Origin of the sequence: Hymenobacter sp. 5317J-9, assembly GCF_022921075.1 — a bacterium.
Taxonomy (GTDB): Bacteria; Bacteroidota; Bacteroidia; order Cytophagales; family Hymenobacteraceae; genus Hymenobacter.
In genome coordinates this window covers 226,618-252,527 of sequence record NZ_CP095050.1, presented here as the reverse complement: position 1 = coordinate 252,527, position 25,910 = coordinate 226,618, and the positions used below count along the sequence as shown (strand labels likewise).

The 25,910-nt window shown below is 58.9% G+C and carries 22 protein-coding genes; 19 read left to right on the top strand and 3 right to left on the bottom strand.

The window, feature by feature from the left end:
* The first annotated feature begins 25 nt into the window (after positions 1–25).
* From MUN81_RS01085 to MUN81_RS01030, 12 genes are all read left to right on the top strand, one after another.
* Positions 26–2,470, top strand: a complete 2,445-nt coding sequence (locus MUN81_RS01085; RefSeq protein WP_245114559.1) for an MMPL family transporter — start codon at positions 26–28, stop codon at positions 2,468–2,470.
* 161 nt (positions 2,471–2,631) lie between these two features.
* The gene (ileS, locus tag MUN81_RS01080) at positions 2,632–6,036 is read left to right on the top strand and encodes an isoleucine--tRNA ligase (protein ID WP_245114558.1); all 3,405 of its coding nucleotides are present in this window, start codon (positions 2,632–2,634) and stop codon (positions 6,034–6,036) included.
* A gap of 288 nt (positions 6,037–6,324) precedes the next feature.
* Complete coding sequence (locus MUN81_RS01075) at positions 6,325–6,996, top strand: lipoprotein signal peptidase (protein ID WP_245114557.1); 672 nt, start codon at positions 6,325–6,327, stop codon at positions 6,994–6,996.
* Positions 6,997–7,202: 206 nt separating this feature from the next.
* Entirely contained in the window at positions 7,203–7,871 is a 669-nt protein-coding gene (locus MUN81_RS01070; RefSeq protein ID WP_245114556.1) for a lipoprotein signal peptidase, read from the top strand.
* Positions 7,872–7,968: 97 nt separating this feature from the next.
* Positions 7,969–8,331: a hypothetical protein gene (locus MUN81_RS01065; protein ID WP_245114555.1), complete on the top strand. Its 363-nt coding sequence runs from the start codon at positions 7,969–7,971 to the stop codon at positions 8,329–8,331.
* Between the two features lie 68 nt (positions 8,332–8,399).
* Positions 8,400–8,690, top strand: a complete 291-nt coding sequence (locus MUN81_RS01060; protein ID WP_245114554.1) for a GIY-YIG nuclease family protein — start codon at positions 8,400–8,402, stop codon at positions 8,688–8,690.
* A 128-nt stretch (positions 8,691–8,818) separates the two neighbouring features.
* Entirely contained in the window at positions 8,819–10,903 is a 2,085-nt protein-coding gene (locus tag MUN81_RS01055; RefSeq protein ID WP_245114553.1) for an ABC transporter ATP-binding protein, read from the top strand.
* A gap of 334 nt (positions 10,904–11,237) precedes the next feature.
* Positions 11,238–13,721, top strand: coding sequence for a ribonuclease R (gene rnr / locus MUN81_RS01050; RefSeq protein ID WP_245114552.1), 2,484 nt, complete (start codon positions 11,238–11,240; stop codon positions 13,719–13,721).
* Positions 13,722–13,870: 149 nt separating this feature from the next.
* Entirely contained in the window at positions 13,871–14,176 is a 306-nt protein-coding gene (locus tag MUN81_RS01045) for a DUF2695 domain-containing protein (RefSeq protein ID WP_245114551.1), read from the top strand.
* Positions 14,177–14,294: 118 nt separating this feature from the next.
* Positions 14,295–15,266 (top strand): polyprenyl synthetase family protein, encoded by a 972-nt coding sequence (locus tag MUN81_RS01040; RefSeq protein ID WP_245114550.1) that lies wholly within the window; start codon positions 14,295–14,297, stop codon positions 15,264–15,266.
* A gap of 85 nt (positions 15,267–15,351) precedes the next feature.
* Positions 15,352–16,002 carry a rhomboid family intramembrane serine protease gene (locus MUN81_RS01035; RefSeq protein ID WP_245114549.1) on the top strand — a complete coding sequence of 217 codons (651 nt, stop codon included), beginning with the start codon at positions 15,352–15,354 and terminating at the stop codon, positions 16,000–16,002.
* Between the two features lie 101 nt (positions 16,003–16,103).
* A complete protein-coding gene (locus MUN81_RS01030) occupies positions 16,104–16,373 on the top strand; it encodes a PLD nuclease N-terminal domain-containing protein (protein ID WP_190926304.1) in 270 nt (89 codons plus the stop codon).
* Positions 16,374–16,459: 86 nt separating this feature from the next.
* On the opposite strand, the gene MUN81_RS01025 is transcribed toward MUN81_RS01030, so the two are convergent.
* Positions 16,460–17,083, bottom strand: coding sequence for a hypothetical protein (locus tag MUN81_RS01025; protein ID WP_245114548.1), 624 nt, complete (start codon positions 17,081–17,083; stop codon positions 16,460–16,462).
* A gap of 135 nt (positions 17,084–17,218) precedes the next feature.
* On the opposite strand from MUN81_RS01025, the gene MUN81_RS01020 reads away from it, so the two are divergent.
* Together MUN81_RS01020 and MUN81_RS01015 are read left to right on the top strand one after the other, a co-directional pair.
* Positions 17,219–18,073, top strand: coding sequence for a glycerophosphodiester phosphodiesterase family protein (locus MUN81_RS01020; protein ID WP_245114547.1), 855 nt, complete (start codon positions 17,219–17,221; stop codon positions 18,071–18,073).
* 206 nt (positions 18,074–18,279) lie between these two features.
* Positions 18,280–18,723, top strand: coding sequence for a helix-turn-helix domain-containing protein (locus MUN81_RS01015; RefSeq protein WP_245114546.1), 444 nt, complete (start codon positions 18,280–18,282; stop codon positions 18,721–18,723).
* A 264-nt stretch (positions 18,724–18,987) separates the two neighbouring features.
* Here the strand turns inward: MUN81_RS01015 and MUN81_RS01010 are convergent, their stop codons facing one another.
* On the bottom strand, positions 18,988–19,296 hold the full coding sequence (locus MUN81_RS01010; RefSeq protein ID WP_245114545.1) for a DUF721 domain-containing protein: 309 nt from the start codon (positions 19,294–19,296) through the stop codon (positions 18,988–18,990).
* Positions 19,297–19,367: 71 nt separating this feature from the next.
* A complete protein-coding gene (gene recF / locus MUN81_RS01005; RefSeq protein ID WP_245114544.1) occupies positions 19,368–20,483 on the bottom strand; it encodes a DNA replication and repair protein RecF in 1,116 nt (371 codons plus the stop codon).
* A gap of 212 nt (positions 20,484–20,695) precedes the next feature.
* Here recF and pdhA point away from each other — a divergent pair, with 212 nt between their 5' ends.
* The 5 genes from pdhA to MUN81_RS00980 all read left to right on the top strand — a co-directional run bounded on the left by pdhA (position 20,696) and on the right by MUN81_RS00980 (position 25,875).
* Complete coding sequence (gene pdhA / locus MUN81_RS01000; RefSeq protein WP_245117442.1) at positions 20,696–21,727, top strand: pyruvate dehydrogenase (acetyl-transferring) E1 component subunit alpha; 1,032 nt, start codon at positions 20,696–20,698, stop codon at positions 21,725–21,727.
* Positions 21,728–21,841: 114 nt separating this feature from the next.
* Entirely contained in the window at positions 21,842–22,609 is a 768-nt protein-coding gene (locus MUN81_RS00995) for a tetratricopeptide repeat protein (RefSeq protein ID WP_245114543.1), read from the top strand.
* A 122-nt stretch (positions 22,610–22,731) separates the two neighbouring features.
* A complete protein-coding gene (gene ribH, locus MUN81_RS00990; RefSeq protein ID WP_245114542.1) occupies positions 22,732–23,208 on the top strand; it encodes a 6,7-dimethyl-8-ribityllumazine synthase in 477 nt (158 codons plus the stop codon).
* A 185-nt stretch (positions 23,209–23,393) separates the two neighbouring features.
* Positions 23,394–23,777, top strand: a complete 384-nt coding sequence (locus tag MUN81_RS00985) for a TraR/DksA C4-type zinc finger protein (protein ID WP_190926318.1) — start codon at positions 23,394–23,396, stop codon at positions 23,775–23,777.
* 154 nt (positions 23,778–23,931) lie between these two features.
* Entirely contained in the window at positions 23,932–25,875 is a 1,944-nt protein-coding gene (locus tag MUN81_RS00980; protein ID WP_245114541.1) for a pseudouridine synthase, read from the top strand.
* The last annotated feature ends 35 nt before the right edge of the window (positions 25,876–25,910 follow it).

Genomic DNA, 25,910 nt, shown 5'->3' with positions numbered 1-25,910 from the left:
TAACTTTGCCGCTTTACAGGATATTATGTGGGAAAAACTTGCCGTCTTTATCATCCGGTTTCGCCTGTCGCTGATTGCGGTGCTGGCCGTCATTACCGCGTTCATGGCCTGGAAGGCCAAGGACGTGGAAATGACCTACGACTTCGCCCAAGTGGTGAGCGAGCAGGACCCGGACATGATTTACTTCAAACAGTTCAAGCGGACGTTTGGGGAAGATGGCAACGTGCTGGTTATCGGCCTGCAGGACAGCTCAGTGTATAAGCTGGGCAACTTCAATGAGTTTCGCATCCTGACCGATACCCTCGCCAAAGTAGAAGGCGTGAATGGCGTGCTGAGCGTAAGCAAGTTGCTCAATATCAGCAAGGACACGGCTACGAATAGCTTCAAAGCCGCGCCTATTTTCAACACCCCGCCGCGCTCGCAGAAGGAACTCGACAGCCTGATGCGCGTGGTGAACAGCGTGGAGTTCTACAAAGGCCAGCTCATCAGCCCCAATACCGGGGCCACGCTGCTGGCCCTAACCATGGACCCCAAGTACCTGAACTCCTCGAAGCGGCAGGCGGTGATGAACAATATCCTGGGCTTCGCGACGCAGTTTGAGAAGAAAACCAGCATCAAGCTCCACTACGCCGGCCTGCCCTACGTGCGCTCCACGATGACGAGCAAAGTGGCCGGGGAGATGAAATTCTTCACCATCCTGGCCATGATTGTGACGGGCATTACGCTGCTGGTGTTCTTCCGCACGTGGTCGGCGGTGCTGTTTCCGCTCATCGTGGTGGGCGTCACGGTTATCTGGTGCATTGGCTCGATTGTGCTGCTGGGCTTCAAAATCAACCTGCTCACGGGCCTGATTCCGAGTATTATCATCGTTATCGGCATCCCGAACTGCACTTATCTGCTGAGCCGATACCATTACGACTACCGCAAATCGGGCAACCAGATGCTGGCCATGACGCGGGTTATCCGCAAAATCGGCCTCGTCACGCTGATGAACAACACGACCACCGCCGTGGGCTTCATCGTGTTTGCCTTCACGGATATTGCCATTCTCTACCAGTTCGGCCTGGTCGCCACCATCAACATTTTCGCAGCCTTCGTCATCAGCTTCATCCTGATTCCGGCCGTGTTTACCTACCTGCCGCCGCCCACGCCCAAGCAACTGGAGCACCTTGATGCCGCGCCCCTCACCAAGCTGCTCGAGTTCTTCGACTACCTCGTGCTCGACCGCCGGCCAACCGTGTACATCGCCGCGCTGGTGCTGGTGGCGGGTGCCGCCATCGGCATTTCGCGCATCGAAGCCGTGTCCTACATGGTGGACGACCTGCCCAAGAAAAGCTCCGTGAACTCCGACTTGGCCTTTTTCGAAAGCCATTTCAACGGCGTGATGCCGCTAGAATTCGAAGTCGATACGCACAAGAAAAAGGGCTTGTTCAAGCTGAAGAACCTGGAGAAAATCGACCAGTTTGAGAAGTACCTGCGCACGCAGCCGGAACTGTCGCCGCCCGTTAGCCTGGTGACCTTCCTCAAGGCCAGCACCCAGGCGTTTTACAACGGCAACCCGTCGTTTTACCGCCTGCCGGACAACTCGGAAAAGAACTTCATCCTAAGCGCCTTGGCCAATTCGGGCGGTTCCGCTGGTGGCGCAGGAATGAACAGCAAGCTGCTGCGCTCTTTTATGGACAGTACCAGCCAGAAAGCGCGCATCAGCCTGAAAATTGCCGACATCGGCTCCCAGAACCTGGACACGCTGATGAACACGAAAATCATCCCGGAGATGAATCGCATCTTCAAAGGGACGGGCATGGATATTCGCCCCACAGGCACGACCATCATCTTTACCAAGGGCAACGAATACGTTATTCACACCCTGCGCGACAGCCTGTTCATGGCTTTCGGGCTGGTGGGCCTGGTGGTGCTGTTCCTCTTCCGCTCGTTCAAAACCGTCCTTTTCGCGCTTATCCCTAATGCCGTCACGCTGATTCTCACAGCCGGCATTATGGGTTATTTCAACATCGCGCTCAAGCCCAGCACGGCCCTGATTTTCGTGATTGCGCTGGGGATTGATGGGGATAACTCCATTCACCTGCTGGCGAAATTCCGACAGGAAATGGCTCTGAACGGCGGCCGGGTGCGCGAAGCCGTATCCGTGACGCTGAGCGAGGCGGGCACCAGCATGATATACACGAGCATCGTGTTGTTCGTGGGTTTCAGCATCTTCGCCTTCAGCGAATTTGGCGGTACCAAGGCGCTGGGAATGCTAATGTCGGCGTCGCTGTTAATAACCAACTTCTCCAACCTGATACTGCTTCCCTCGCTACTCGTGACGTTTGAGCACGGCAAGGGCGACACAGATACCAACGCCCTCATTCGCCACTACGATGAGTCGTACCACGAGGAGGACGATGATGCCGACCTAAACCTGAAAGAAATGCACAAAGCCTCTGATTACGAAGGCGATTACTCGATTTAATTCACGTCATGTACTATCAGAACGTCATGCAGAGCGCAGCGAAGCATCTCGCTTGTGGTAGTAATCATTGACACCAAAACGATTGAATTACTGCCCCATGCGAGATGCTTCGCTGCGCTCTGCATGACGGCCTTACTGACCGACGACTGACTGAATCCCCAATGAAATACCCCGAATACAAGCAGCCGTTCAACTACGGCCAGCTCGGCGAGGACATCCTCGCCTGGTGGAAGGAGCACGGCATCTTTGAAAAGAGCGTGAGCAGCCGCGAAGGCCAGCCCACGTTCGTGTTTTACGAAGGCCCTCCGTCGGCCAACGGCGCGCCCGGCATCCACCACGTGATGGCCCGGACGGTGAAGGACATCTTCGGCCGCTACCAGACGCTGCTGGGCAAGCAAGTGCCCCGCAAAGGCGGCTGGGACACCCACGGCCTGCCCATCGAGCTGCAGGTGGAGAAGGAGCTAGGCATCACCAAGGAGGATATCGGTAAGAAAATCAGCGTGGAGGACTACAACCAGCGCTGTAAGGAAACCGTCATGCGCTTCAAGGCGCAGTGGGACGACCTGACCGAGAAAATGGGCTACTGGGTCGACCTCAACGACCCCTACGTGACCTTCGAGCCGGAATACATCGAGAGCTGCTGGGCGCTGCTCAAGAAGCTCTACGATAAAGGCTTGCTCTACAAGGGCTACACCATTCAGCCGTACTCGCCGGCTGCCGGCACCGGCCTGTCGTCGCACGAGCTGAACCAGCCCGGCACCTACAAGGACGTGAAGGACACGACCGTGGTGGCGCAGTTCAAGGTGAAGCGGGATGAGAAGTCGGAGAAGCTTTTCGCCGCGGCCGGGGCTGATGCCAACGTGTACATCCTAGCCTGGACGACCACGCCCTGGACCCTGCCCGCCAACACCGGTTTGGCGGTGGGCAAGAACATCCCGTACCAGCTCATCCGCACCTTCAACCCCTACACTTACGCGCCCATCCACGTGGTGCTGGCGAAGGCGTTGGTGAGCCGTTATTTCAACGAAAAGGGTGCCGCTGCGCCGCTGGAAGGTTATGCCGAAGGCGACCACAAGGTGCTGCCCTGGCGCGTGGAAGGCGAGTTTACGGGCGCTGATTTGGTGGACATCAAGTACGAGCGACTGTTCGATTTCACGCCGTTTGAAGGGCAGGAGCGGGCTTTCCGCGTTATCAACGGCGACTTCGTGACCACGGAGGACGGCACGGGCATCGTGCACATCTCGCCCACGTTTGGCGCCGACGACTTCCGGGCCGCGCAGCTGGCTGACATCCCGGCCCTGATGGTGCCGGATGCCGAAGGCACGCTCGGCCCCATCGTGGACCGGACGGGCCGCTACGTGCCCCAAATGGGCGAGTTTGCGGGCCGCTGGGTGAAGAACTACGACGGCCACGACGAAACCGGCGCCGACTATAAAACGCTGGACGAAAGCATCGTTATCAAGATGAAGGGCGACGGCACGGCCTTCAAAGTGGAGAAGTACGAGCACACCTACCCGCACTGCTGGCGCACCGACAAGCCCGTGCTCTACTACCCGCTCGATTCCTGGTTCATCAAGACCACGGCGGTGAAGGACCGGCTCATCGAGCTCAACAAAACCATCAACTGGAAGCCCGAAAGCACCGGCACCGGCCGCTTCGGCAACTGGCTGGAAAACTTGGTAGACTGGAACTTAAGTCGCTCCCGCTACTGGGGTACGCCGCTGCCCATCTGGCGCAGCCAGGACCGGACGGAGGAAATCTGCATCGGCAGCATCGCCGAGTTGAAGGCGGAGATTGACAAGGCCGTGGCGGCCGAAATCATGACCCACAACCCCTACGCCAACGGCGAAAAAGTGGACCTGCACCGGCCCTACGTCGACGATATTTTCCTCGTCTCGCCCACCGGCCAGCCCATGTACCGCGAGCCCGACCTCATCGACGTGTGGTTCGACAGCGGCGCCATGCCCTACGCGCAGTGGCACTACCCGATTGAAAACGAGGGCCAGTTCCAGAAGAATTTCCCCGCCGATTTCATCGCCGAAGGCGTGGACCAAACGCGCGGCTGGTTCTTCACGCTGCACGCCCTGGCCGTGATGCTGGAAGACTCGGTGGCTTTCAAAAACGTGATTGCCAACGGCTTGGTGCTGGATAAGAACGGTAACAAGATGAGCAAGCGCCTCGGCAACGCCGTCGACCCGTTTGCCACCATCAAGCAGTTCGGCCCCGATGCCACCCGCTGGTACATGATTGCCAACGCGCCACCGTGGGACAACCTCAAGTTCGACCCCGCCGGCGTGACCGAAGTGCAGCGCCGCTTCTTCGGCACGCTCTTCAATACGTACTCGTTCTATGCGCTTTACGCGAACCTGGACGAGTTTCAGACCAGCGAATTCGACCGCGTGCCGCACGCCGAATTGAGCGAGCTGGACCGCTGGGTGCTGAGCAAGCTGCAGTCGCTGATTGTGGAAGCGCGCGGCCACCTCGACAACTACGACCCCACAAAGGCCGCCCGCGCCATCCAGGATTTCGTGACCGACCAGCTCTCGAACTGGTACGTGCGCCTCTCGCGCCGCCGTTTCTGGAAGGGCGAACTGACTCAGGATAAGCGCGCTGCCTTCGAAACCCTGCAGGAATGCCTGGTGGTGGTGGCGCAGCTGATGTCGCCCATCGCGCCCTTCTTCGGCGAGTGGCTGTATAAGAACATGACCGACGGCATGCGCGCCGAGGCCGTGGCCAAAAACACGCCCCTGGCCCCGGAATCGGTGCACCTGACGCTACTGGTGGAAGCCGATACGGCCCGTATCGACCCGAAGCTGGAGGAGCGCATGGAGCTGGCCCAGCGCATCAGCTCGCTGGCCCACTCGCTGCGCAAAAAGTCGGTGCTGAAGGTGCGCCAGCCCCTGCAGCGCATCCTGGTGCCGGTGCTGAACGACTCGACCAAGGAGCAAGTCGGCCTCGTGGAGGACCTGATTTGCGCCGAAATCAATGTGAAGCACATCGAATTCCTCGACGACGAAAGCGAAAGCGGCGTGCTGGTGAAATCGGTGAAGCCCAATTTCAAGCGCCTCGGCCAGCAATACGGCCCACGCCTGAAGGCCGTGGGTGCCCGCATTCAGGTGATGACGGCGGCTGAAATCAGCAAGCTGGAGAAGGAGGGAAGCCTCGCCGTGGAGGTTGATGGCCAGCCCATCACCCTGGCCCCCGACGATGTGGAAATCCGCACCGACGACCTGCCCGGCTGGCTCGTGGCCACCGACGGCCCCCTCACCGTGGCTCTCGACGTGACCCTGACCGACGAGCTGCGCCAGGAAGGCCTCGCCCGCGAGCTGGTGAACCGCCTGCAGAACCTGCGCAAAGACTCGGGCCTGGAAGTGCAGGACAAAATCCGCGTCACGTTGGCAGACCAGCAGCCCGAGCTCACGGCCGCCGTGGCCGCGTTCGGCGACTACATCCGCACCGAAACGCAGGCCCTCGCGCTCGACTTCGCCGCCGATGTAAACGGCGGCTCGGTGCTCGAATTTGATGACTACTCCGTGCCGGTTTGGTTGGAGGTCGCAACTAGCTGATGCTGAACGACTCGTCGGGAGGTGGAATCCTCGGCGAGTCCTCTGCCGCACAAACGCTCAATAAGCTCGTCTTCGGTCGTACAAAACCTCAGACAATCAGTTGTAAAAGGTACAAAAGGACGGTAATAAAACAGGCTGCACAATTGAACGTCATGCTGAGCGAAGTCGAAGCATCTCGCGTGTGGTAGTAACTCATTTTTTAGCTGCGCTGACCTCCTGTTCAACGATGCGAGCGAGATGCTTCGGCTGCGCTCAGCATGACGTTCAATAGAATTCCAACCACCCAGAATGCACCCAACCCTCACCACTCGCCAGCAAAACGCGGCTAAATTCTTCCTGCTGGCGCTGTTCGTCATTGCTTTCGACCAGCTCTCGAAGTGGGCCGTGCACACCTACATGCAGCCCGGCATGGCGGGCGAAATCCCGGTCTTCGGCCACTGGTTCAAGCTGCACTACACGCTCAACCCCGGCATGGCCTTCGGCGCCGAGTTGCCCGCGCCGTATGGTAAGCTGGTGCTCAGCGGGTTCCGATTGCTGGCCGTGTTTGGCCTGAGCTACTACATTATCCGCCTCTGCAAGCAGCGCGCCGCCGGCGGCTACATCGCCTGCATGGCCCTCATCCTCGGCGGCGCCGTCGGCAACCTGATTGACTCGGTTTTCTACGGCGTCATCTACGACAACGCACCGTTTGGCTCGCCCACGCGCTGGTTCTACGGCCAGGTCATCGACATGCTCTACGTGGACATTTACGAAGGCTTCCTGCCCCAAAACTGGCCGCTGGTAGGAGGGAAGTACGTCTCGCTCTGGCCCATCTTCAACATCGCCGATTCGGCCATTTTCATCGGCGTAGCCTTGATTCTGCTCAATCAGAGCCGTTTTTTCAAGCAGGAAGAGCCCGTTGCCGTGACTGATAAACAGCGTGAGCCACTAGTAGCTCCGGACTCGGAGAATCTGGGGTAAGCCGTTTTCTGCTGGGCTTATGGAGCCCTGAACCTCAGAACGTCATGCTGAGCGAAGCATAGCGCAGCCGAAGCATCTCTACCGGGGTCGTAATTTCACTCCCCACAACGAAGCGGTAGACATGCTTCGACTACGCTGCGCTTCGCTCAGCATGACGTTTTTTATTGCCTTTTGCCCGCCAATTCCGCCCACGGGCACCCTCCCAAATGCACCCAACGCTCACCACCCGCCAGCATTCTGCGGCTAAATTCTTCCTGCTGGCCCTGCTCATTATCGCGCTCGACCAGCTTTCGAAGTATTTGGTGCACACCTACATGCAGCTCGGTTCGGCCGGTGAGATTCCGATTTTCGGCCAGTGGGCCAAGCTCACCTACACGCTGAACCCCGGCATGGCCTTCGGGGCCGAACTGCCCGCGCCCTACGGCAAGCTGGTGCTCACCGGCTTCCGCATGCTGGCCGTGGGCGGGCTTATTTACTACATTATTCGCCTTTGCCGCCAGCGCGTGGCGGCCGGCTACATCGCCTGCATGGCCCTCATCCTCGGCGGCGCGGTGGGCAACCTGATTGACTCGATTTTCTACGGAATTATCTACAATAATGCCCCTCTAGGCTCGCCCACGCGCTGGTTCTACGGTCAGGTCATCGACATGATTTTCGTGCCGCTGTACGTGGGTTATTTCCCCAAATCCTGGCCTCTCATCGGCGGCACGTACAGCGGTGGCTTCCCCATCTTCAACATCGCCGATTCGTCCATCTTCATCGGCGTCGCCTTGATTCTGCTCAACCAGAGCCGCTTTTTCAACGAATCGCAACCCGCCGCCGCTCCCAACGAGCCCCAGCCCCTGGTCGCTGCCGATGCTGAGAAACTGGCATAGTAGGGGAGAGGTTCGGCAACGAAACCGTTAAAACGTCATGCTGAGCGCAGTCGAAGCATCTCTACCGCTTCGTTGAAAACGTATTTCTTAAAACCTGATGTGTAAGGACTGCTTCTTAAAACGTATTGACACCTTCGCAACTTGGCAGGATTTTGAATCTTTCATTCAAATCCTAGAGGCCAAGCAAGAAGCAGGACAATTATTGCTAATAGAAAAGCCAGCATCAATTGCATCAAGCCATAATTTAACGGCAGTAGATGGCTATTATCAGTGCAGTAGTTGCAATGAAATATGGGCGCTTTCATCTCCTGACAACGCATGGCGCGGTTATTTTCTGCCTCTAGAAATAGCAATTGCTCATGTGCAACGAATTAAAATAACAGACCGCATGAAAGGTATTGGTGGGTTGATACTGATTGCTGCTGCGCTACTTTTCTTACTATGGAAAATGCTGAAGTGATTGAATTCACCAACGAAGCGGTAGAGATGCTTCGACTACGCTCAGCATGACGTTCTAAAGGCCTTAGCATGTACGTCTACATCCTGACAAATCAAACCCAAACCGTTCTGTACATCGGCGTCACCAACGACCTCACGCGGCGGCTTTATGAGCACAGCAGCGGCCGGGGAGATGCGGGGAAATTTACTGGGCGGTATCAGGCTGATTTGCTGGTTTACTTTGAAATTTCACCCGATGCTATGCAGGCCATAGCACGGGAAAAGCAACTGAAAGGCTGGACACGCCGGAAGAAAGACGCGCTGATTACTGCATTTAATCCGACGTGGAAAGCCATTGATTTAGATACTTGGGAAGGCTAATTCCAACGAAGCGGTAGAGATGCTTCGGCTTCGCTCAGCATGACGTTCTGGTGTATTGACGTTCTTGCGTACTCAAACTGCTTAAACCGGCTTAAAACTATCCCAAACTGCCACCCACAATTCCCTCCGTGCCCAACCCGCTGCTCACCGTTTCCAACCTCACCATTGACTTCTCCAGCCACCGCGGCGACGTGCGGGCCGTGAACAACGTGTCGTTTGAGCTGCACCAGGGCGAAACGCTGGCCATTGTGGGCGAATCCGGCTCGGGCAAATCCGTGACGTCGCTGGCGCTGCTGGGGCTGATTCCGATGCCGCCCGGCCGCATTGCCAGCGGCCAAGCCCTCTTCCAATCCGAAAAGCTGGGCCAAACCGACCTGCTGAAACTCTCCGAAACCGACCTGCGCCAGGTGCGCGGCAACGACATCGGCATGATTTTCCAGGAGCCGATGACCTCGCTGAACCCCGTGTACACCTGCGGCAGCCAGGTGGTGGAAGCCCTGCGCCTCCACACCGACCTCAGCGAAGCCGCCGCCAAGGCCCGCACCATCGAGCTATTCACCGAGGCGCAGCTGCCGCGGCCCGAGGCCATTTTCGGCAGCTACCCGCACGAAATCTCGGGCGGCCAGAAGCAGCGCGTCATGATTGCCATGGCCATGGCCTGCCGCCCGGCCCTGCTCATCGCCGACGAGCCCACCACAGCCCTCGACGTGACCGTGCAGGCCCGCATGCTGCGCCTGATTGACGACCTGCGCCGCCAGCACAACACGGCCGTCCTCTTCATCACCCACGACCTCGGCGTGGTGGCCGAAATCGCCGACCGCATTCTGGTGATGTACCGGGGCAAGGTCGTGGAACAGGGGAGGGTGCTGGATATTTTTTCAAATCCGCAACATCCGTACACAAAAGGCCTGTTGGCGTGCCGTCCGCGCCTCTCGGTGGGCAAAAAACGCCTCCCCGTGGTGGCCGATTTCATGCGGGAAGACGCCAGCGGGCAGCTTTTGGCCCAGCCCGCGCCCGTGCTTCCGCTGCCAGATGAGGCACTTGCGGAATCTTCGCCCGAAGTGGAGGCCCAGCAGTTACACGATAAAATCGAAACCGCCAAAACGTTCCCCGTGGAACATGGCGTTTTGGGGGATGTTCCACGGGTGGAAAAGGTCGCGGTTCCGTTCACCTCACCCCCTGACCCCCTCTCCCGCGGAGAGGGGGCACCAGTTCTGCGCGATGAAGAATCCAATGTTTCAGAAGAAGCTCTAGCCGCTTCTGATGCTTCAGTTTCATCGGCTGCTCTGAACTCGTCTTCCGCTCCGAGTTTATCCGATGACTCAACCCAATCGCCAGGCTCCCCCTCTCCGCGGGAGAGGGGGCCGGGGGGTGAGGTAAACGGAACCGCGCCGCTCCTAGAAGTAAAAAACATCCAGGTCTACTTCCCGCTCCGCAAGGGTTTCTTCCGCCGCGCCACCGATTACGTGCGGGCCGTGAACGATGTCAGCTTCACGCTCTACCCCGGCGAAACCATCGGCCTCGTGGGCGAGTCGGGCTGCGGCAAGACCACGCTGGGTCGGGCCCTGCTCCGCCTCACGGAACCAACGGCGGGCAGCATCCTGTTTGAAGGGACCGATTTGGCGAAGCTGTCGAGCGGTGACTTGCGCCGCCGTCGGCGCGATTTGCAGCTGGTGTTTCAGGACCCCTACGCGGCCCTCAACCCGATGCTGACCGTGGGCGAGGCCATCTGGGAGCCGATGCGCGTGCACAACGTGGGCGGCACCCGCCAGCAGCAAAAGGCGCGGGTGCTGGAGCTGCTGCGCACCGTGGGGCTGCGCGACGAGCATTTCCAGCGCTACCCGCACGAGTTCAGCGGTGGGCAGCGGCAGCGCATCTGTATTGCCCGGGCGCTGGCCTTACAGCCCAAATTGATTGTCTGCGACGAGTCGGTTTCGGCCCTCGACGTCTCGGTGCAGGCGCAGGTCCTGAACCTGCTCAACGACCTCAAACGCGAGTTCGGCATCACCTATCTGTTCATCACGCACGACCTGTCCGTGGCCCGGTTTATGAGCGACCGGCTGCTGGTCATGCACCAGGGCCGCATCGTGGAAAGCGGCCCGGCGGCGGCCATCTACGCCGCTCCCCAACACGAATACACCCAAGGCCTGCTAGCCGCCATCCCGAAGGACAGCCTGGCCGACATTGAAGCCGCCGTAGCCAGCCGGGCATAGCTGGGCTGTAGCGTGGACTCTGCGAGTCCGCGCATCGTTGGGCGGTATATCGTTCGCCCAGGCGCGGACTCGCAGAGTCCACGCTACAGCAACACGCTACTCCGCGCTTGCCTCAATACCTTGCGCCGCCAGATGCTACTCAAGCAGCGCCAGCGAAGCTCCAGCTTCTGGCGGCTACCGCGTCAATCCCAACCCCGCGCGGACTCGCAGAGCCCGCGCTACAACCTCCCGGCCCGGCCCGCGTTTCACTAAGCGGCGCGGCCCAGCCAGCCACTCATTTTTCCGCTCTCGCCGCCTGCGACCAAACCACTTTTCGGCGGCCACTTTTACCCAAATGAATACCCCCGAAAACTCCCGGGCTCCCCGCGCCAAGCGCGAAAAGCCCGAACCCGCGGCCATCACCCAAGACCAAGTCCTGCGCGTCTTCGCCGACAACCCCACCAAAGTCCTCGCCTACCGCCAGCTCTCGCGCCGTCTCGGCGTCACGACCAAGGGCCAGCGCGAGGAGATTTTTGCCCACATCAAGGTGCTGCGCAAAAACGGCCTCATTACACTGCTCCAAAACGACGAATACCGCCTCGCCGATACCGACGCCGTGGCGGCGGCTTTGATGCCGTCCAGCGCCCGGAAATCAACCAAAAAAGGCGACTCGCCCATTGCCCCGCCCCGCAACCGTTCGGTACAGGCCGAGTTCGGTCAGGACCCCATCGTGCACCGCCGCCGCTCGGCTGGCTTCGACTACGTGGACGGCGACGACCGTCCCGAGCGCGCCCCCTCGAACACCGTCATCGGCACCGTCGATTTGGCCACGCCCAACTTCGCCTTCGTGGTGCCGGAGGGCACGGGCGAGCACGACGACATCCGCGTGTTCACCGACCAGCTCAAGTTTGCGCTGCAGGGCGATGTGGTGCGGGTGCGCCTGCGTAGCGGCTCCCGCGACGGCCGACCGATGGGCGATGTGGTGGAAGTCCTCAAGCGGGTGCGCCCCGAAATCGTGGGCCGCATCCAGATTCAGGGTACGCTCGGCTTCGTGAAGCCGGACAACCGCAAGGTGTATTTCGACGTGTTCGTGCCGCCGCATTTGCTGCACGAATCGCGCAACGGCGACAAGGTGCTGGTCCGCATCAATGAGTTTCCGGAGGACAGCAGCCGGCAGCCGGTGGGCGAGGTCATCCGCAACTTCGGCGCGGCCGGCGGCAATGAAGCCGAGATAAACGCCATCATGGCCGAGTTCGGCTTGCCCTTTGAATTCCCCTCGGAAGTGGAGGAGGAATCGGAAGGCATCAGCGAGGTCATTGCGGAGGATGAAATTGCCCGCCGCCGCGACTTCCGCAACATCACCACTTTCACCATCGACCCCGCCGACGCCAAGGATTTTGACGATGCCCTGAGCATTCAGAAGCTGGAAAACGGCCATTGGGAAATCGGCGTGCACATCGCCGACGTTACCCACTACGTGCGCCCCGGCACCGAGCTGGAGCGCGAGGGCAAGCACCGCGCCACCTCGGTGTACCTCGTCGACCGCGTGATTCCGATGCTGCCCGAGCGCCTGAGCAACGGCCTCTGCTCGCTACGCCCGCATGAGGACAAGCTGACCTTTTCGGCCGTGTTCGAGCTCGATGAAAACGGCAAGCTCTACGAGTCGTGGTTCGGCAAAACCATCATTCACTCCGACCGCCGCTTCAGCTACGAGGAGGCCCAGGAGCGCATCGAAAGCAAGGAGGGCGACTACGCCGAGGAGATAAATCTGATGAACGGCATCGCGCATAAGCTGTGTGCGCTGCGCTTCAAGCAGGGGGCCATCACCTTCGAAACCCAGGAGGTGAAGTTCCGGCTCGACGAGAACGGCAAGCCCCTCGGCGTGTATGTGAAGGAGCGGAAGGACGCCCACAAGATGATTGAGGAGTTCATGCTGCTGGCCAACCGCAAGGTGGCCGAGTTCGTGTTCAACCTCAAAAAGACCAAGCCGCGCTTCACCATGGTGTACCGCACCCACGACGCGCCCGAGCCCGAACGCCTCCAAACCTTCGCCCTCTTCGCCCAGAAATTCGGCTACAAGCTCAAGCTCGAAAACCCGAAAAAAATCAGCACCGAGCTCAACAACCTCAGTTCCGAGGTGATGGGCAAGCCCGAGCAAAACGTGCTCCAGGGCCTGGCCATTCGGACCATGAGCAAGGCCATTTACACCACCGAGCCGCTCGGCCATTTCGGCCTGGCCTTCGACCACTACTCGCACTTCACCTCGCCCATCCGCCGCTACCCGGACATGATGGCCCACCGCCTGTTGGAGCACTACCTGCTCGGCGGCAAGAACGTGGCCGTCGAGCCCGTGGAAGAAGAGTGTAAGCACTCCTCGGCCCGCGAAAAACTGGCCGCCAACGCCGAGCGCGCCAGCATTAAATTCAAGCAGGTCGAGTTCATGGCTGATGAAATCGGCAACACCTTCAAGGGCGTGGTATCGGGCCTGACGGAGCGCGGCATGTACATTGAAATCGAGGAGAACAAGTGCGAGGGCATGGTCCGCATCAGCGACATTCCCGGCGACGAGTACGAGCTTGACAAGGACAACTACCGCATCGTGGGCCGCCGCAACAAGCGCATCATCCAGTTCGGCGACGAGATGATGGTAGTCGTAAAATCCGCCAACCTGCTCGACCGTACCATCGACTTCGAGTTGGTCGACGACCGCCCCGCCCATGTGAAGCAACGCGAAGCCGACGAGCGCAAGCAGCGCAGCAGCGAGCCCCGCGGCTACCGCGACCACAGCGGCGGTAAGGGCCACAGCAAGGGCGGCCACAAGGGCAACAAGCGCCGCTAGCCGTCGCCTGTCATTGCGAGGGGAGCGCAGCGAACCGCGGCAATCCTTCCTCTCGATGCGACCAACCTTGAGATGTGACAAGCCCCGGCTCTACCCAGAGTCGGGGCTTTTTGGTCTAGTTTTATCCCGAACGTATTCGCCTTTCATCCATGCCATCCCAAGAAGAAAAGCAACGCCGTAAAGCCATTCAAAACGAGTTGCGGCAAAACGCCAACACCGAGAAACTCGCGGCGCTGCCGATGCATAAGGAGACGCTGCAGTCTTTTTTCGACCACCTTGACCAGCAACTGTCGGAGCATGGTTGCGACGACACGCTACGGTTCGCTCAGGAATACGCCGCCAGCCACAACCTAGCTTTTGAACCCATTAAGCAATGGCTGGGCGACTTTGGCGGCTACTGTGACTGCGAAGCGTTAGCAAACGTGGAGCAGGAGTACGAGGGCTTGTTACCATAACCTGGGCTTGTCTGTTTGGGTTGTCGCGTCTCAGGGCTGGTCGCATCGAGAGGACAGATTGCCGCGTTCCGCTGCGCTTCACTCGCAATGACAGATGCCCTCGTTCTTTGCACCACCTATGACCCCAGCCGACTTCCCCGCTAACATCACCGCCGCCCTCGCCGAACTCGATTACGGCCAAGCTCCCGATACCCTCTACGCCCCCATCCGCTACATCATGGGCCTGGGTGGCAAACGCATCCGGCCGCTGCTCACGCTGCTCGGCGCCCACCTCTTCACCGATGACCTCAGCGGCATCCTGAAGCCGGCTCTGGCCACGGAGGTATTCCACAACTTCACCCTCCTCCACGACGACCTGATGGACCAGGCCCCTCTGCGCCGCGGCAAGGCCACCGTGCACGAAAAGTGGAATCCCAACGTGGCCATCCTCTCCGGCGACGTGATGCTGGTGCGCGCTTACGAGTTGTTCCTAGACGTGCCGCCCGCGCTGCTCCCACGCATCCTCGCCCGCTTCAGCCAGACGGCCGCCGAGGTCTGCGAAGGCCAGCAGTGGGACATGAACTTCGAGACCGAACCCCAGGTCAGCATCGCCCAATACCTGGATATGATTCGCCTGAAAACGGCCGTCCTCCTCGGCTTCTGCCTAGAGCTGGGGGCCCGCCTCGCCGGCGCTTCAGAAGAAGACGCCGAGCACCTCCGCCAGTTCGGCACCGACATCGGCTTGGCCTTCCAGCTGCGCGACGACCTGCTCGACGTGTACGGCGACGCCGCCACCTTCGGCAAGCGCGTGGGCGGCGACATCATCTCCGACAAGAAAACCTTCCTCTTGCTCTCCGCCCAGGCCCAGGCCGGCCCCGCCCAGCAGGCTACCTTGGCCCAGCACATCGGCCAGCCCGTGCCCGATGCCGAAGCCAAAGTCCAGGCCGTGCGGGCCATCTACGACGAGCTCGAAATTCGCCCTCAGACGGAAGCTCTCATCAACGACTACTTCCAAGATGCCTTGCAGCATCTGGAGCGCGTAGCGGCCCCAAATGAGCGCAAGCAACCCCTGCATCAGTTGGCGCTTCAGCTCATGGACCGCGAAAGCTAGGTGCTTTATTGCCTCCTAGCCCAGGCCCACGCTTGTGCCTTTCTTCCTTGCGCAGACCAAAGCCTGTGCTACTTTCCTATATCCCGTGCTCAATCCCATTCTCATCATCATCGGCCTCACAGTTGCCATCTCCGTCTACGCCTGGTCCAAGCAGGAACTGATGGATTCCTGGATAATGGAGCCCTACCGCATGGCTCGCTCCGGTGGGCAATGGTACCGGCTGCTCACTTCCGGCTTCTTGCACGCCGACATCGCCCACCTGTTTTTTAACATGTTTGCCTTCTACTCCTTCGCCCCGGTGGTGCTCGGGACTTTGTATGATGGCTATGGCGAGCTACCCGGCCTCGGCCTGTTCCTGCTGCTCTACCTGGGCGGCATCATCCTTTCCGATTTGCCCACTTATTTCAAACACCGCGACGACCGCGGCTACCGCAGCCTGGGAGCTTCGGGCGGGGTGGCGTCGGTGCTATTCGCCAGCATCGTGCTAATGCCCGTTAGCGCCAATGGCGGGGGCATCATCATCTTCCCCATTCCCTTCCCCATCCAGCCCTTCCTGTTTGGCTTCCTCTACCTCGCCTATTCCTACTACATGGCCCGCCGCCGGGCCGACAATGTGAACCACGACGCCCATTTCTACGGCGCCCTCTACGGCGTGGTGCTGCTGCTGGCCCTTCTGCCGGCTGCCGGTCCGGCTTTCATGCAGCAAATCGGCTTGTTTATTCAGTCAAAGTTTTGATTTACAGATATTTAACATATAAATATTGCTTTTGGATAATCTATTTGCGTAGCGTTGCGTAATGAGGGGCAAGTTCAATCTTTCACCTTGTCCTTCTTATCATGAATACCCTTCGCCACTTCGCCTCACGATTGCCACTCACGGCCCTGTTGCTGCCCCTCATGCTGCTGGCCACTTCCTGCAGCCGCTACAACGACAACGGTAGCCTTTCCATTGCCGGCGTTATCTACCTCATTCTCGCCATTGCCGCTGTCATCAGCCTGCTGAAGCAGGACTGGAGCCTGGGCAAGAAACTCATCTGGGGCGTCATCATTTGGTTCTTTCCCATCGGCGGTTCCATTATCTATTTCCTCTTCTCGGGCCGTAAGTAGGCATCCTGCCCTGCCTAAAAACAAAAAGCCCCGACCTCATCTGGTCGGGGCTTTTTTGCTGCCGTGTGCGAGGCTGAAGCGGCCAGCTATCGATTCAACAAGCGCTGCTTTTCCAGGCGGGCCACGCCGCGCAGCAACTCGCCGCTGTTCGTGATTTGCGTCATTTGCCAATGGTCGCCCTGCCGGCGCATCTTCACTTCTACCACCATCGTGGTGTCATACTTCGGCTGCGTTACCTCTATCCCAACGAAAGCATTGTCGCCTTCCTCTCGGGTGTACTTGATGCCTTTAAACTCGCTTTCCGGGCCCACCACGCGGCCAGCCAGGCCGGTCAGCGAGATGTTCACCAGCCGCTTGGGTGCAGCGGCAGCAGCGGCCTCCAGTGAGCCCGTTTCTACGTAGCGCTGCACCTCCTGGCGTGCGGCTTTTGCCAGCGTTGGCTTGAGCATGCGCAGCGCTCCGCCCATCATCAGGCTGCCGCCCGGCAACAGCGACGTCAGCGCCGAGCTCTGCTGCGCCGCATCATCTACTAAGTGCGAGGTGACGCTGTTCACGTCCACGTATTTTTCAAACGAAGCCATGTCGTGGGCCTGCACCGCCGCCGCGGCCGATACCAATGCGCCTTTAGGGCCAGTCTTCAGGCTACGGTAGTAGTAATAGCCTCCGGCACCCAGCGCCAGCAACAGTATAAGTAGCAGCAGTTTTTTCATGAAAGCGTATGCTTGATAAGTGAGCCGCAAAAGTACCCATAGCACGCTTTATAAGTAGCCAGTACCCTCGTTCCGCCGCACATCCCGGCGGGCCCATTAGCGGTTCGTTTTCTGTTATTCCATCCACCACTACCCATGATTTCTCCTCTTCATCATCGGCCCGAAATCCATGGCCACCGCGGCTGCCGGGGCCTGCGCCCCGAGAACACCATCCCGGCCTTCCTTCACGCGCTGGCGTTGGGCGTTGACGTACTGGAACTGGACGTTGTCATCTCCGCCGATAAGCAGGTGGTCGTCTCGCACGAGCCCTGGCTCAATCCGCTGTTCTGCCTTAATCCGCTGGGGCAGCCTATTGCCACGGGCACGCCTCCCCAGCAGCACAACCTGTACCAGATGCCTTATGCTACCATTCGCCAATGCGACTGTGGGCAGCCGCATCCGGGCTTCCCTGAGCAGGTAGCTACTCCTTCCCACAAGCCCCTACTGAGAGAAGTTCTGGCCGCCGTAGAAAGCGCAACTTCCCGATTGGGCCGCCCCCCGGTTGGTTATTCCATCGAGATAAAAAGCAGCCCCGAGCTCGACAATATTTTCTCGCCACCGCCTTCCGAATTTTTGCCATTGGTACTGGCTGAGTTGTCCTCCATGGCAGTGCTGCCGCGCACCACACTTCTGTGTTTTGATGCGCGCATCCTGCAGCTGGCCCATCACTCTTTGCCCTCCCTCGCTACCTGCCTTCTTGTCGAAGCGCATCAGCCATGGGTCGAGGGCATCCAACAGTTAGGTTTCGTGCCAACCACTTTGGGGCCCGATTCCCATGCTGTCTCTGCTGCTGCTGTTACAGCCCTCCGTGCCACATTTCCCGGCCTTCGTCTTGTTCCCTGGACTGTAAACACACCAGTTGATATGGACTGCCTGATTCGGCTCGAAGTGGACGGTATCACTACCGATTACCCCAACCGGCTTTTATCGCTCCTTGGCTACCCATTATAAACTAATTATTTTCTTGAGAAGCTTTGTGGGTAGCACAAACCCAGCCAGTGTAACCAAACTTGCTAATTTAATTATTGTAACACAGTTGATAATGTAACACGTGTAACAGTAATTTGTAACACTGCATCATTGTAAACGTATTGTGTATTGTTCTTGTAAAATGTAATTAATTTACTCTGTGCTGTACACATTTTGTTCGTACATTTTTGTTTTATAAGATTACAGGTAACATATTTGCATCAGCGTTACGCAACACTCTCAATATGCCACATCAAGGCGAAATCCTGCAGGATGCCATCAAAAACAGCGGTATTTCCATTACGCGTATCGTAGAGGAAATGGGTATTACACGTCCAACCATTTACCGTAAATTCAAAGAAGAGACAGTTGATTACAGCTTTGTAAAAAAGATTGGTGATATAATAAATCACGACTTTTCAAATGATTTTACATCGTTACAGCAATCTAGTCTTTCGTTTGTAACGCCTGTTCAAAAACATGTTGTTACATCAGCTGTAACGCCGCGTGTAACAAATACTCAAACAGCAGATTCTGACCCGGCTAAGCAACTTTTAATACTACAGTCCAAGTACATTGCCCTTCTAGAAGCCTACAATGACCTCCTGTTGAAGGTGTATGGGCCTAAGTGACAAAAATGTTCCACGTGAAACATTTTTGTTCATCCCAAGGAGGTGCGGTCAAAACGAGAAACAGAACGGTGGCGCTACACTGCAACGGCGCTAACAGAAATCTCGCTACTGTAATTTGACAGTGTCAGCGTAGCAGCCGAATAGACTGACATCCGCAAAGGCAATTAGCGAGGCGCAGGAAAGAAGGGGAAGGGCCGTAAGGTCCTTACTTAAGTCGCATGGAAATGCGGGAGGCAGCAGGGTGAGAAAAGCACTGAGGCGCCCTTACAGAAAAATAACTTCCGTAACCACCGTCTCGCCCACTTCGGCATTGATAAGTTCGGCTACGCGTGTCTTTGCCATGAGAAGCTCATGCTTGAGAGGCGCGGAAGTGAGGCGCACGAACAGGCGTCCTTTGTTGACGTACACTTCCTGGGTTTTCAACGCCACGGCTTTGCCCATTACCCGCTCCCAGCTCGACACCACCGTCACCTCATTGAGCTTGCCCTGCAAACGGTAGGTCCGAACCAACGCTTCGAGTCCTTCTTTGAGAGAGATGTCGCCGGTGCGGGAAGAGGAGGGGGGCTTTTTCACAGGAATATCAACCTAAACGCGCGGGCTCAGGAGCCCATTATTTACAGCGCAAAGGTAGCTCCAGAGCCGCGCTAAACGGGCGCTACGCTGCCATCCTGTACCCGAAAACGGAGGATGGGAATAGTAACCCTGGCCAGGGCCTGGTCGGTGCGTTCAAGGTTGGTGTCGGTCAGAAATACCTGCCCAAAAGTCTCGTCGGCTACCAACTCGAGGAGACGCGCAATTCGTTTGTCGTCTAAGCGGTCGAAGATGTCATCTAGTAACAGAAGCGGCTTATGCTGCTGCTTGGCCGCAAGCATCTCAAACTGGGCTAGCTTCAGGGCAATAGCGAAAGACTTCTGCTGGCCTTGGGATGCGTGGCTTTTCACGGGCATCTCGTCCATGAGAAAAACGAAGTCGTCGCGGTGTGAACCGGTGGTGCTGCGTTGCAAGGCAAAGTCGCGCCGCTCATTCATCCGAAGCAATTTTGCGAAGTCGACGCCAATCAGCTGGCTCTTATAAGTAAGGGTAACCACCTCCCGGCCATCTGCCAGCTGCCGATAGTGCCGCTGAAAAATGGGGACGTACTCGGCCAGGAAAGCTTCCCGTAGAACGGTTAACTGCTGGCCAATGGGTGCCAACTGCTCGTCAAGAGCCAACAGGTATTCGCGGTCGAAGCCATGGGCAGGCCGGTCGCTACCCTGTTTAAGCACCGCATTGCGCTGGCGAAGCAGGGCATTATAAGCAATGAGTAATTCGAGAAACTCGTGGTCGAGCTGGGCCATGAGGCTATCGAAGTACTTGCGCCGTTCCTCGCTGCCCTGGCGAATGAGGTCGGTATCGTAAGGCGAAATCAACACGGCCGGGTAGCGGCCAATGTGGTCGGCCATACGCTCATATGCTTGCTTGTTGTGGGTGAGGGTCTTTTTTTGGCCTGAGCGAAGACTGACTTGGATAGTTTCAGGACTGGAAGGTAATTCTGACGTGAAAACTCCCTTAACTACAAAGAAATCAGCGCCTTGCTTAATACAAAGGGCATCGGAAGTCGTGATGGCACTCTTGGTGAGCGACAGATAATGAATGGCGTCGAGCAGATTGGTTTTCCCGCTGCCATTGTCGCCGATGAAGCAGTTGAGGCCGGGAGAGAGGCGCAGCGCCGCGTCGTCGTAGTTTTTAAAAAAAAGCAGCTGGAGGGAGTCGAGGGTCATAAGGTTCGGTATTGCCAGCACTTTTACGTAATTTCGCCCTCCCAACGCGAAATATTCTTTTCCTTGAAATTGCTATGGCGGATACGAAAGTAAAAGCTGCTTCCAAAAAACCGAAAGCATCTAATGGCGCAGCTGCAGCCAAAGCAACAGGCAACGCCGCCACTACCGGTGGCCAACCCGACCCGGTGATGCCCGGCACCGATGCCCCTGAGATGGGCGCGTCTGGCACGGACCTCTCTCAGGAGGCCAAGGCTGGCACGGACTTCCCAAAGGAAACATACCTGCGCTGGTACGAGCAAATGCAGCTCATGCGCAAGTTTGAGGACAAGGCCGGCCAGCTATATGGTCAGCAAAAAATCAAAGGCTTCTGCCACCTCTATATCGGCCAAGAGGCCTGCGTGGCGGGGCAGGTGTCGGCGCTGGAAAAAGGTGATAAGTACATCACCGCTTACCGCGACCACGCCCACCCGCTGGCCCTGGGCACTTCGCCCAATGCCGTGATGGCCGAACTGTTTGCCAAAGCCACCGGCTGCTCGAAAGGCAAAGGCGGCTCGATGCACATGTTCGATAAGGAGGTTGGATTCATGGGCGGCCACGGCATCGTGGGCGGCCAGGTGCCCATGGGCGCCGGCATTGCCTTTGCCGAGAAGTATAACAAGACCGGCAAGCTGTGCATCTGCTCGATGGGCGACGGCGCGGTGCGCCAGGGAGCGCTGCACGAGGCCTTCAACATGGCTATGTTGTGGAAGCTGCCTGTCATCTTCGTGATTGAGAACAACGGCTACGCCATGGGCACCTCAGTGCAGCGCACCTCCAACGTGACCGACCTCTACAAGATTGGCCTGAGCTACGACATGCCGTCGGAGCCGGTGAACGGCATGCGCGTGGAAGACATTCACGAAGCCGTGTCCCGCGCCGCCGAGCGCGCCCGTGCCGGCGAAGGCCCCACGCTGCTCGAGTTCAAGACCTACCGCTACAAGGGCCACTCGATGAGCGACCCGGCCAAGTACCGCACCAAGGAAGAGCTGGAAAACTACCGTCACCGCGACCCCATCGAAGCCGTGCGCCACACCATCCTCACCAACAACATGGCGACGGAAGCCGACCTCGAAGCCATTGATGAGCGCGTGAAAGCGCAGGTGGCCGAATCGGTGGAATTTGCCGAGAATTCGCCCTACCCCACGCCCGACGAGCTTTATAAGGACGTGTACGTGCAGGAAGATTACCCCTATATCCACGACTAAATAGGCATAGCTGTGAGCTAATAGCTGCCAGTTGTTAGCTTTACAGATTCTAAGCCCCCTGATTTTAAATAACAAGCTAGCAGCTGACAGCTAATAGCTAGCAGCTTCTCTGATATGTCGAAGATTCCCTACACTGGCAAAAGCCAGCAGGCCCGCCAGGGGCAAGTAACCCAGAACGTGCCCGCTGACCCGCTGGCACCGGCCGAGAACCTGCCGGCCGAAAACCCGTTGCTGGAAGACCCGGACGCCCTGGCTGCACGCCTGGCCGAGTCGGAGGACTTTGTGCGCAACAACCGCAGTGTGCTGCTGACTATACTGGCAGTGGTGGTGCTGGCGGTGGTGGGCGGCTTCGGCTACTACACCTGGCGCAACCAGCAGGACCAGAAAGCCCAGTCCAGCATGTTCCGCGCCGTGAACAACTGGGAGGCCGACTCGCTGAACAAAGCCATCAAGGGCGACGGCAAAGCGCCGGGCCTGGTGACCGTGGCCAACGAGTACGGCAACACCAAGGCCGGCAACCTGGCCAACTTCTACGCCGGCGTAGCTTCGCTGAAGCAAGGCAAGTTCAAGGAAGCCCTCGATTACCTCGAAGACTTCAGCTCCGACGACTACCTGGTGCAGAGCCGCGCCTACGCCCTGATGGGCGACGCGCAGCTGGAACTCAACAAGCCCAAGGAAGCGGCCGACCTCTACGCCAAAGCTGCCGACCACAACGCCAACGAGTACTTCTCGCCCGGCTACCTGATGAAGGAGGGCACGGCCCGCGAAGTAGCCGGCGACACCGACGGTGCCGTGAAAGCCTACGACCGCATCATCAACGAGTACCCCACGGCCCAGGAAGTAGCCGAAGCCCGTCAGTACAAGGCCAAGCTGGCCAAATAAAGCTTCAACCCCATCGTCGTCCTGAGCACAGCGAAGGACCTTGTCGCACCCGAACGCAACCCGTTCAACCGTGATAAGGTCCTTCGTTGCGCTCAGGATGACGCTTTTTTACGCATCATTTCATGGCAACTGCCCTCCAAAACCTGAGCGACTACGACGCCTCATCTTTCATCGACATCAGCGAAAAGCGGTTTGGGCTGGTAGTGGCCGACTGGAACCGCGAGATAACCGACGTGTTGAGCGCCGGCGCCTACGAAACGCTGCTGAAGCACGGCGCCAACCCCGACAACATCTTCCGCAACACCGTGCCGGGCAGCTTCGAACTGACGCTGGGGGCCCAGTTTTTGGCCCAGCACGAAGAAATGAACGCCGTGATATGTCTGGGTGTAGTGATTCAGGGTGAAACCAAGCACGACGACTACATCTGCCACGCCGTGGCGCAAGGCATCACCAACGTGGCGCTGAAGTTTAACAAACCGGTAATATTCGGCCTCGTGACCACCAATACCTTGGAGCAAGCTTGGGACCGGGCCGGGGGCAAACACGGCAACAAGGGCGTGGAAGCCGCCGTGGCGGCCATCCAAATGCTGGGGTTTTAGTCAGTTAAGGAAAAGCGCTTTAAAAGGCGTAACTTTGCGGCCGCAAAATGAAGCACGCAATGGCTTCGGGCCAAGGCAAAAGTCGTTTTTGGCGCCTGCTAAACCTTTTAGCGGCCCGTGGCGTTGCCGATGCAGCGCAAGGGGCAGTTTCATACCATACTTCGCAGTCTTTTTTTACCCATTCGATGAACGACGACAACATTCGCTATTCCCGGGAGGACCTCAACGAGTTCGACCAGATTATTCAGGAGAAGCTGACGGCGGCTCGCAAGGAGTTGTCCTTCATCAAGGAGACCCTGAACCGCAGCAACGACTCCGGCACCGACACCACGGCCTCGTCGGCCAAAGTGCTGGAAGACGGCGCCGACACCGCCGAGAAGGAAAGCATGAACCAGCTGGCATCGCGCCAGATGAAGTTTATTCAGCAGTTGGAAAATGCCCAGGTTCGCATCAAGAACGGTACCTACGGCGTGTGCATCGGCACGGGCAAGCTCATTCCCAAAGAGCGCCTGCGGGCCGTGCCCCACACCCAGCATTCGATTGAAGCCAAAATGGCGCGCCGCGACTAAACGGCATTACTTTCCTGGTGGTCGGTACTGCGTAGGCAGTAGTCAGAATATTTTTTGCGTTGGCCTTGTGCAACCGCTCTGACTACTGCCGGCGCAGTACCGGCCGCTCTTTTTAACCTGTACCGTAGCGATACGGCACGCAACTTTTCTCCCCATGGGCAAGAAGCACTTTTCAGATAACAATGCGGACCGTCGCGGCGGCCGCAACACGGGCGGCCCCGGCGGCTTTGGCAACAACGAGCGGTCGGGCCAGGGCGGCTCGGCTGGCCGCGGCGAGCGGGGCGGCTATTCCAGCGCCCGGCCCGGCAATGGTCGTCCGCCCACGAACGGCGCCTTTGGTCGTCCGGCCGGTGGTGCCTTCGGGGGCCGCAGCTTCGGCGATGGCGAGAAGCGCGCTTACGGCGCCGGCAACCGCGAAGGCGGCAGCGGCGGCTTCAACAAGGGCTTTGGCGGCAATAAATTTGCGCCCCGCGAATTTGGCCAGCGCGAGCAAGGCGGCTTCCGCCCTGGTGCCGACCGTGACCGCCCGCGCGTAGGCAAAGAGCAGCGCAGCGGCACCAGTTACGGCCGCACCGCCGAGCCGCGGCCCGAGCGCGGCAGCTTCGGCGCCAACCGCGACGAGCGCCGCGGTCCGGCATCGGCCGACAGCCGGCCTGTGCGCGAGTATCAGCCCAAAGAAAACTGGCAAGGCCAGCCCTACCGCCGCGAAGGCGAGAAGGCTGTGCCGCGTGGCCTGCCCGGCGAGCGCAACCGCAAGTTCCAAAAGCAGAACCCCAACGCGCCCCAGGACGAAAATACCTATTCGCGTCCCGGTGGCAGCTTTGGCCGCAGCACCCCGCACGAGCCCGAAGATTTCCAGCGCGGTGAGGAGCGGGGTCCGAACCGTCCCATCCGTGCCGCCCGGCCCTTCGAGGCCAACCCGCCGCAGCCGCGCGAAGAGCGGGGCGAGCGCCGCGAATTTGGTACCGACCGCGACCAGCAAGGCGACGCCGACTACCGCGCCGACCAAGCTGCTTTTGGCCGCAAGTTCACGCCCGGCGCTTTTGGCCGGCGCGACGGCGCCCCGGCCGGTCGCAGCACCGGCGAACGGCCTGCGGCATACGAGAAGCGTAGCCAGGAGCGCTGGGCTCCGGCCCCCGGCAGCTTTGCCGAGCGCCGCGAAGCGTTGAAAGCGCAAGAGCGCAGCGTCCGCCGTTCGGGCACGGCTTATGGCTCGGGCACCGACAAGCCCCGCCCGGCTCGCCCCGCGGGACTGGACAACCGCGCCGACAAGCCCCGCTACGGCGAAAAGCCCGGCGAGGCGCCCGACTACAAAAACCTGAAGCACTACGAGCAGGACAAGAACCGCGGCAACAAGCGTCGGCGCGAGGAAGCCGATGACTTCGGCACCGACGAGACGCGCCTGAACCGCTACATCGCCAACGCAGGCATCTGCTCGCGCCGCGAGGCCGACGCGCTGATTGCCGCCGGCGAAATCCGGGTGAATGGTGAAGTGGTGACGGAAATGGGCTACAAGGTGCAGCCCACCGACACGGTGCAGTACGGCAAAACCAACTTGAACCGCGAGAAGTCGGTGTACGTGCTGCTGAACAAGCCCAAAGACTTCATCACCACCACCGAAGACCCCGAAGGCCGCCGCACGGTGATGGACTTGGTGGCTGGCGCCTCGAAGGAGCGCATCTTCCCGGTGGGCCGCCTCGACCGGAACACCACCGGCCTGCTGCTCTTCACCAACGATGGCGAAGTGGCGCAGAAGCTCTCGCACCCCTCGCACAAGAACAAGAAAATCTACCAAGTCGAGCTTAGCCGCCCGCTGACGGAAGAAGACCTGGGCAAAATTGCCGCCGGCCTGGAACTGGAGGACGGCAAGGCCGTGGTGGACGACGTAGCCGTAGTAGCCGGCAACGCGCACTTCGTGGGCATCGAAATTCACATTGGTCGCAACCGCATCGTGCGCCGCATTTTCGAGCACCTCGGCTACGAAGTGGTGGCGCTGGACCGCGTGCAGTACGCCGGCCTGACTAAGAAGGACCTGCCCCGCGGCAAGTGGCGCTTCCTGAGCGAGCAGGAAGTCATTCGTATGAAGTACTTCCTCTAAGGGCTGATTGGCGCGAATGAAAAAAAGGACGTCAT

What these genes read in the sequence shown, in the direction of transcription:
- MUN81_RS01085 (WP_245114559.1), top strand. Translation starts at nt 26, where the DNA reads ATGTGGGAAAAACTTGCCGTCTTTATCATCCGGTTTCGCCTGTCGCTG.
- ileS (WP_245114558.1), top strand. Translation starts at nt 2,632, where the DNA reads ATGAAATACCCCGAATACAAGCAGCCGTTCAACTACGGCCAGCTCGGC.
- MUN81_RS01075 (WP_245114557.1), top strand. Translation starts at nt 6,325, where the DNA reads ATGCACCCAACCCTCACCACTCGCCAGCAAAACGCGGCTAAATTCTTC.
- MUN81_RS01070 (WP_245114556.1), top strand. Translation starts at nt 7,203, where the DNA reads ATGCACCCAACGCTCACCACCCGCCAGCATTCTGCGGCTAAATTCTTC.
- MUN81_RS01065 (WP_245114555.1), top strand. Translation starts at nt 7,969, where the DNA reads ATGTGTAAGGACTGCTTCTTAAAACGTATTGACACCTTCGCAACTTGG.
- MUN81_RS01060 (WP_245114554.1), top strand. Translation starts at nt 8,400, where the DNA reads ATGTACGTCTACATCCTGACAAATCAAACCCAAACCGTTCTGTACATC.
- rnr (WP_245114552.1), top strand. Translation starts at nt 11,238, where the DNA reads ATGAATACCCCCGAAAACTCCCGGGCTCCCCGCGCCAAGCGCGAAAAG.
- MUN81_RS01045 (WP_245114551.1), top strand. Translation starts at nt 13,871, where the DNA reads ATGCCATCCCAAGAAGAAAAGCAACGCCGTAAAGCCATTCAAAACGAG.
- MUN81_RS01040 (WP_245114550.1), top strand. Translation starts at nt 14,295, where the DNA reads ATGACCCCAGCCGACTTCCCCGCTAACATCACCGCCGCCCTCGCCGAA.
- MUN81_RS01030 (WP_190926304.1), top strand. Translation starts at nt 16,104, where the DNA reads ATGAATACCCTTCGCCACTTCGCCTCACGATTGCCACTCACGGCCCTG.
- MUN81_RS01025 (WP_245114548.1), bottom strand. Translation starts at nt 17,083, where the DNA reads ATGAAAAAACTGCTGCTACTTATACTGTTGCTGGCGCTGGGTGCCGGA.
- MUN81_RS01020 (WP_245114547.1), top strand. Translation starts at nt 17,219, where the DNA reads ATGATTTCTCCTCTTCATCATCGGCCCGAAATCCATGGCCACCGCGGC.
- recF (WP_245114544.1), bottom strand. Translation starts at nt 20,483, where the DNA reads ATGACCCTCGACTCCCTCCAGCTGCTTTTTTTTAAAAACTACGACGAC.
- pdhA (WP_245117442.1), top strand. Translation starts at nt 20,696, where the DNA reads ATGGGCGCGTCTGGCACGGACCTCTCTCAGGAGGCCAAGGCTGGCACG.
- MUN81_RS00995 (WP_245114543.1), top strand. Translation starts at nt 21,842, where the DNA reads ATGTCGAAGATTCCCTACACTGGCAAAAGCCAGCAGGCCCGCCAGGGG.
- ribH (WP_245114542.1), top strand. Translation starts at nt 22,732, where the DNA reads ATGGCAACTGCCCTCCAAAACCTGAGCGACTACGACGCCTCATCTTTC.
- MUN81_RS00985 (WP_190926318.1), top strand. Translation starts at nt 23,394, where the DNA reads ATGAACGACGACAACATTCGCTATTCCCGGGAGGACCTCAACGAGTTC.
- MUN81_RS00980 (WP_245114541.1), top strand. Translation starts at nt 23,932, where the DNA reads ATGGGCAAGAAGCACTTTTCAGATAACAATGCGGACCGTCGCGGCGGC.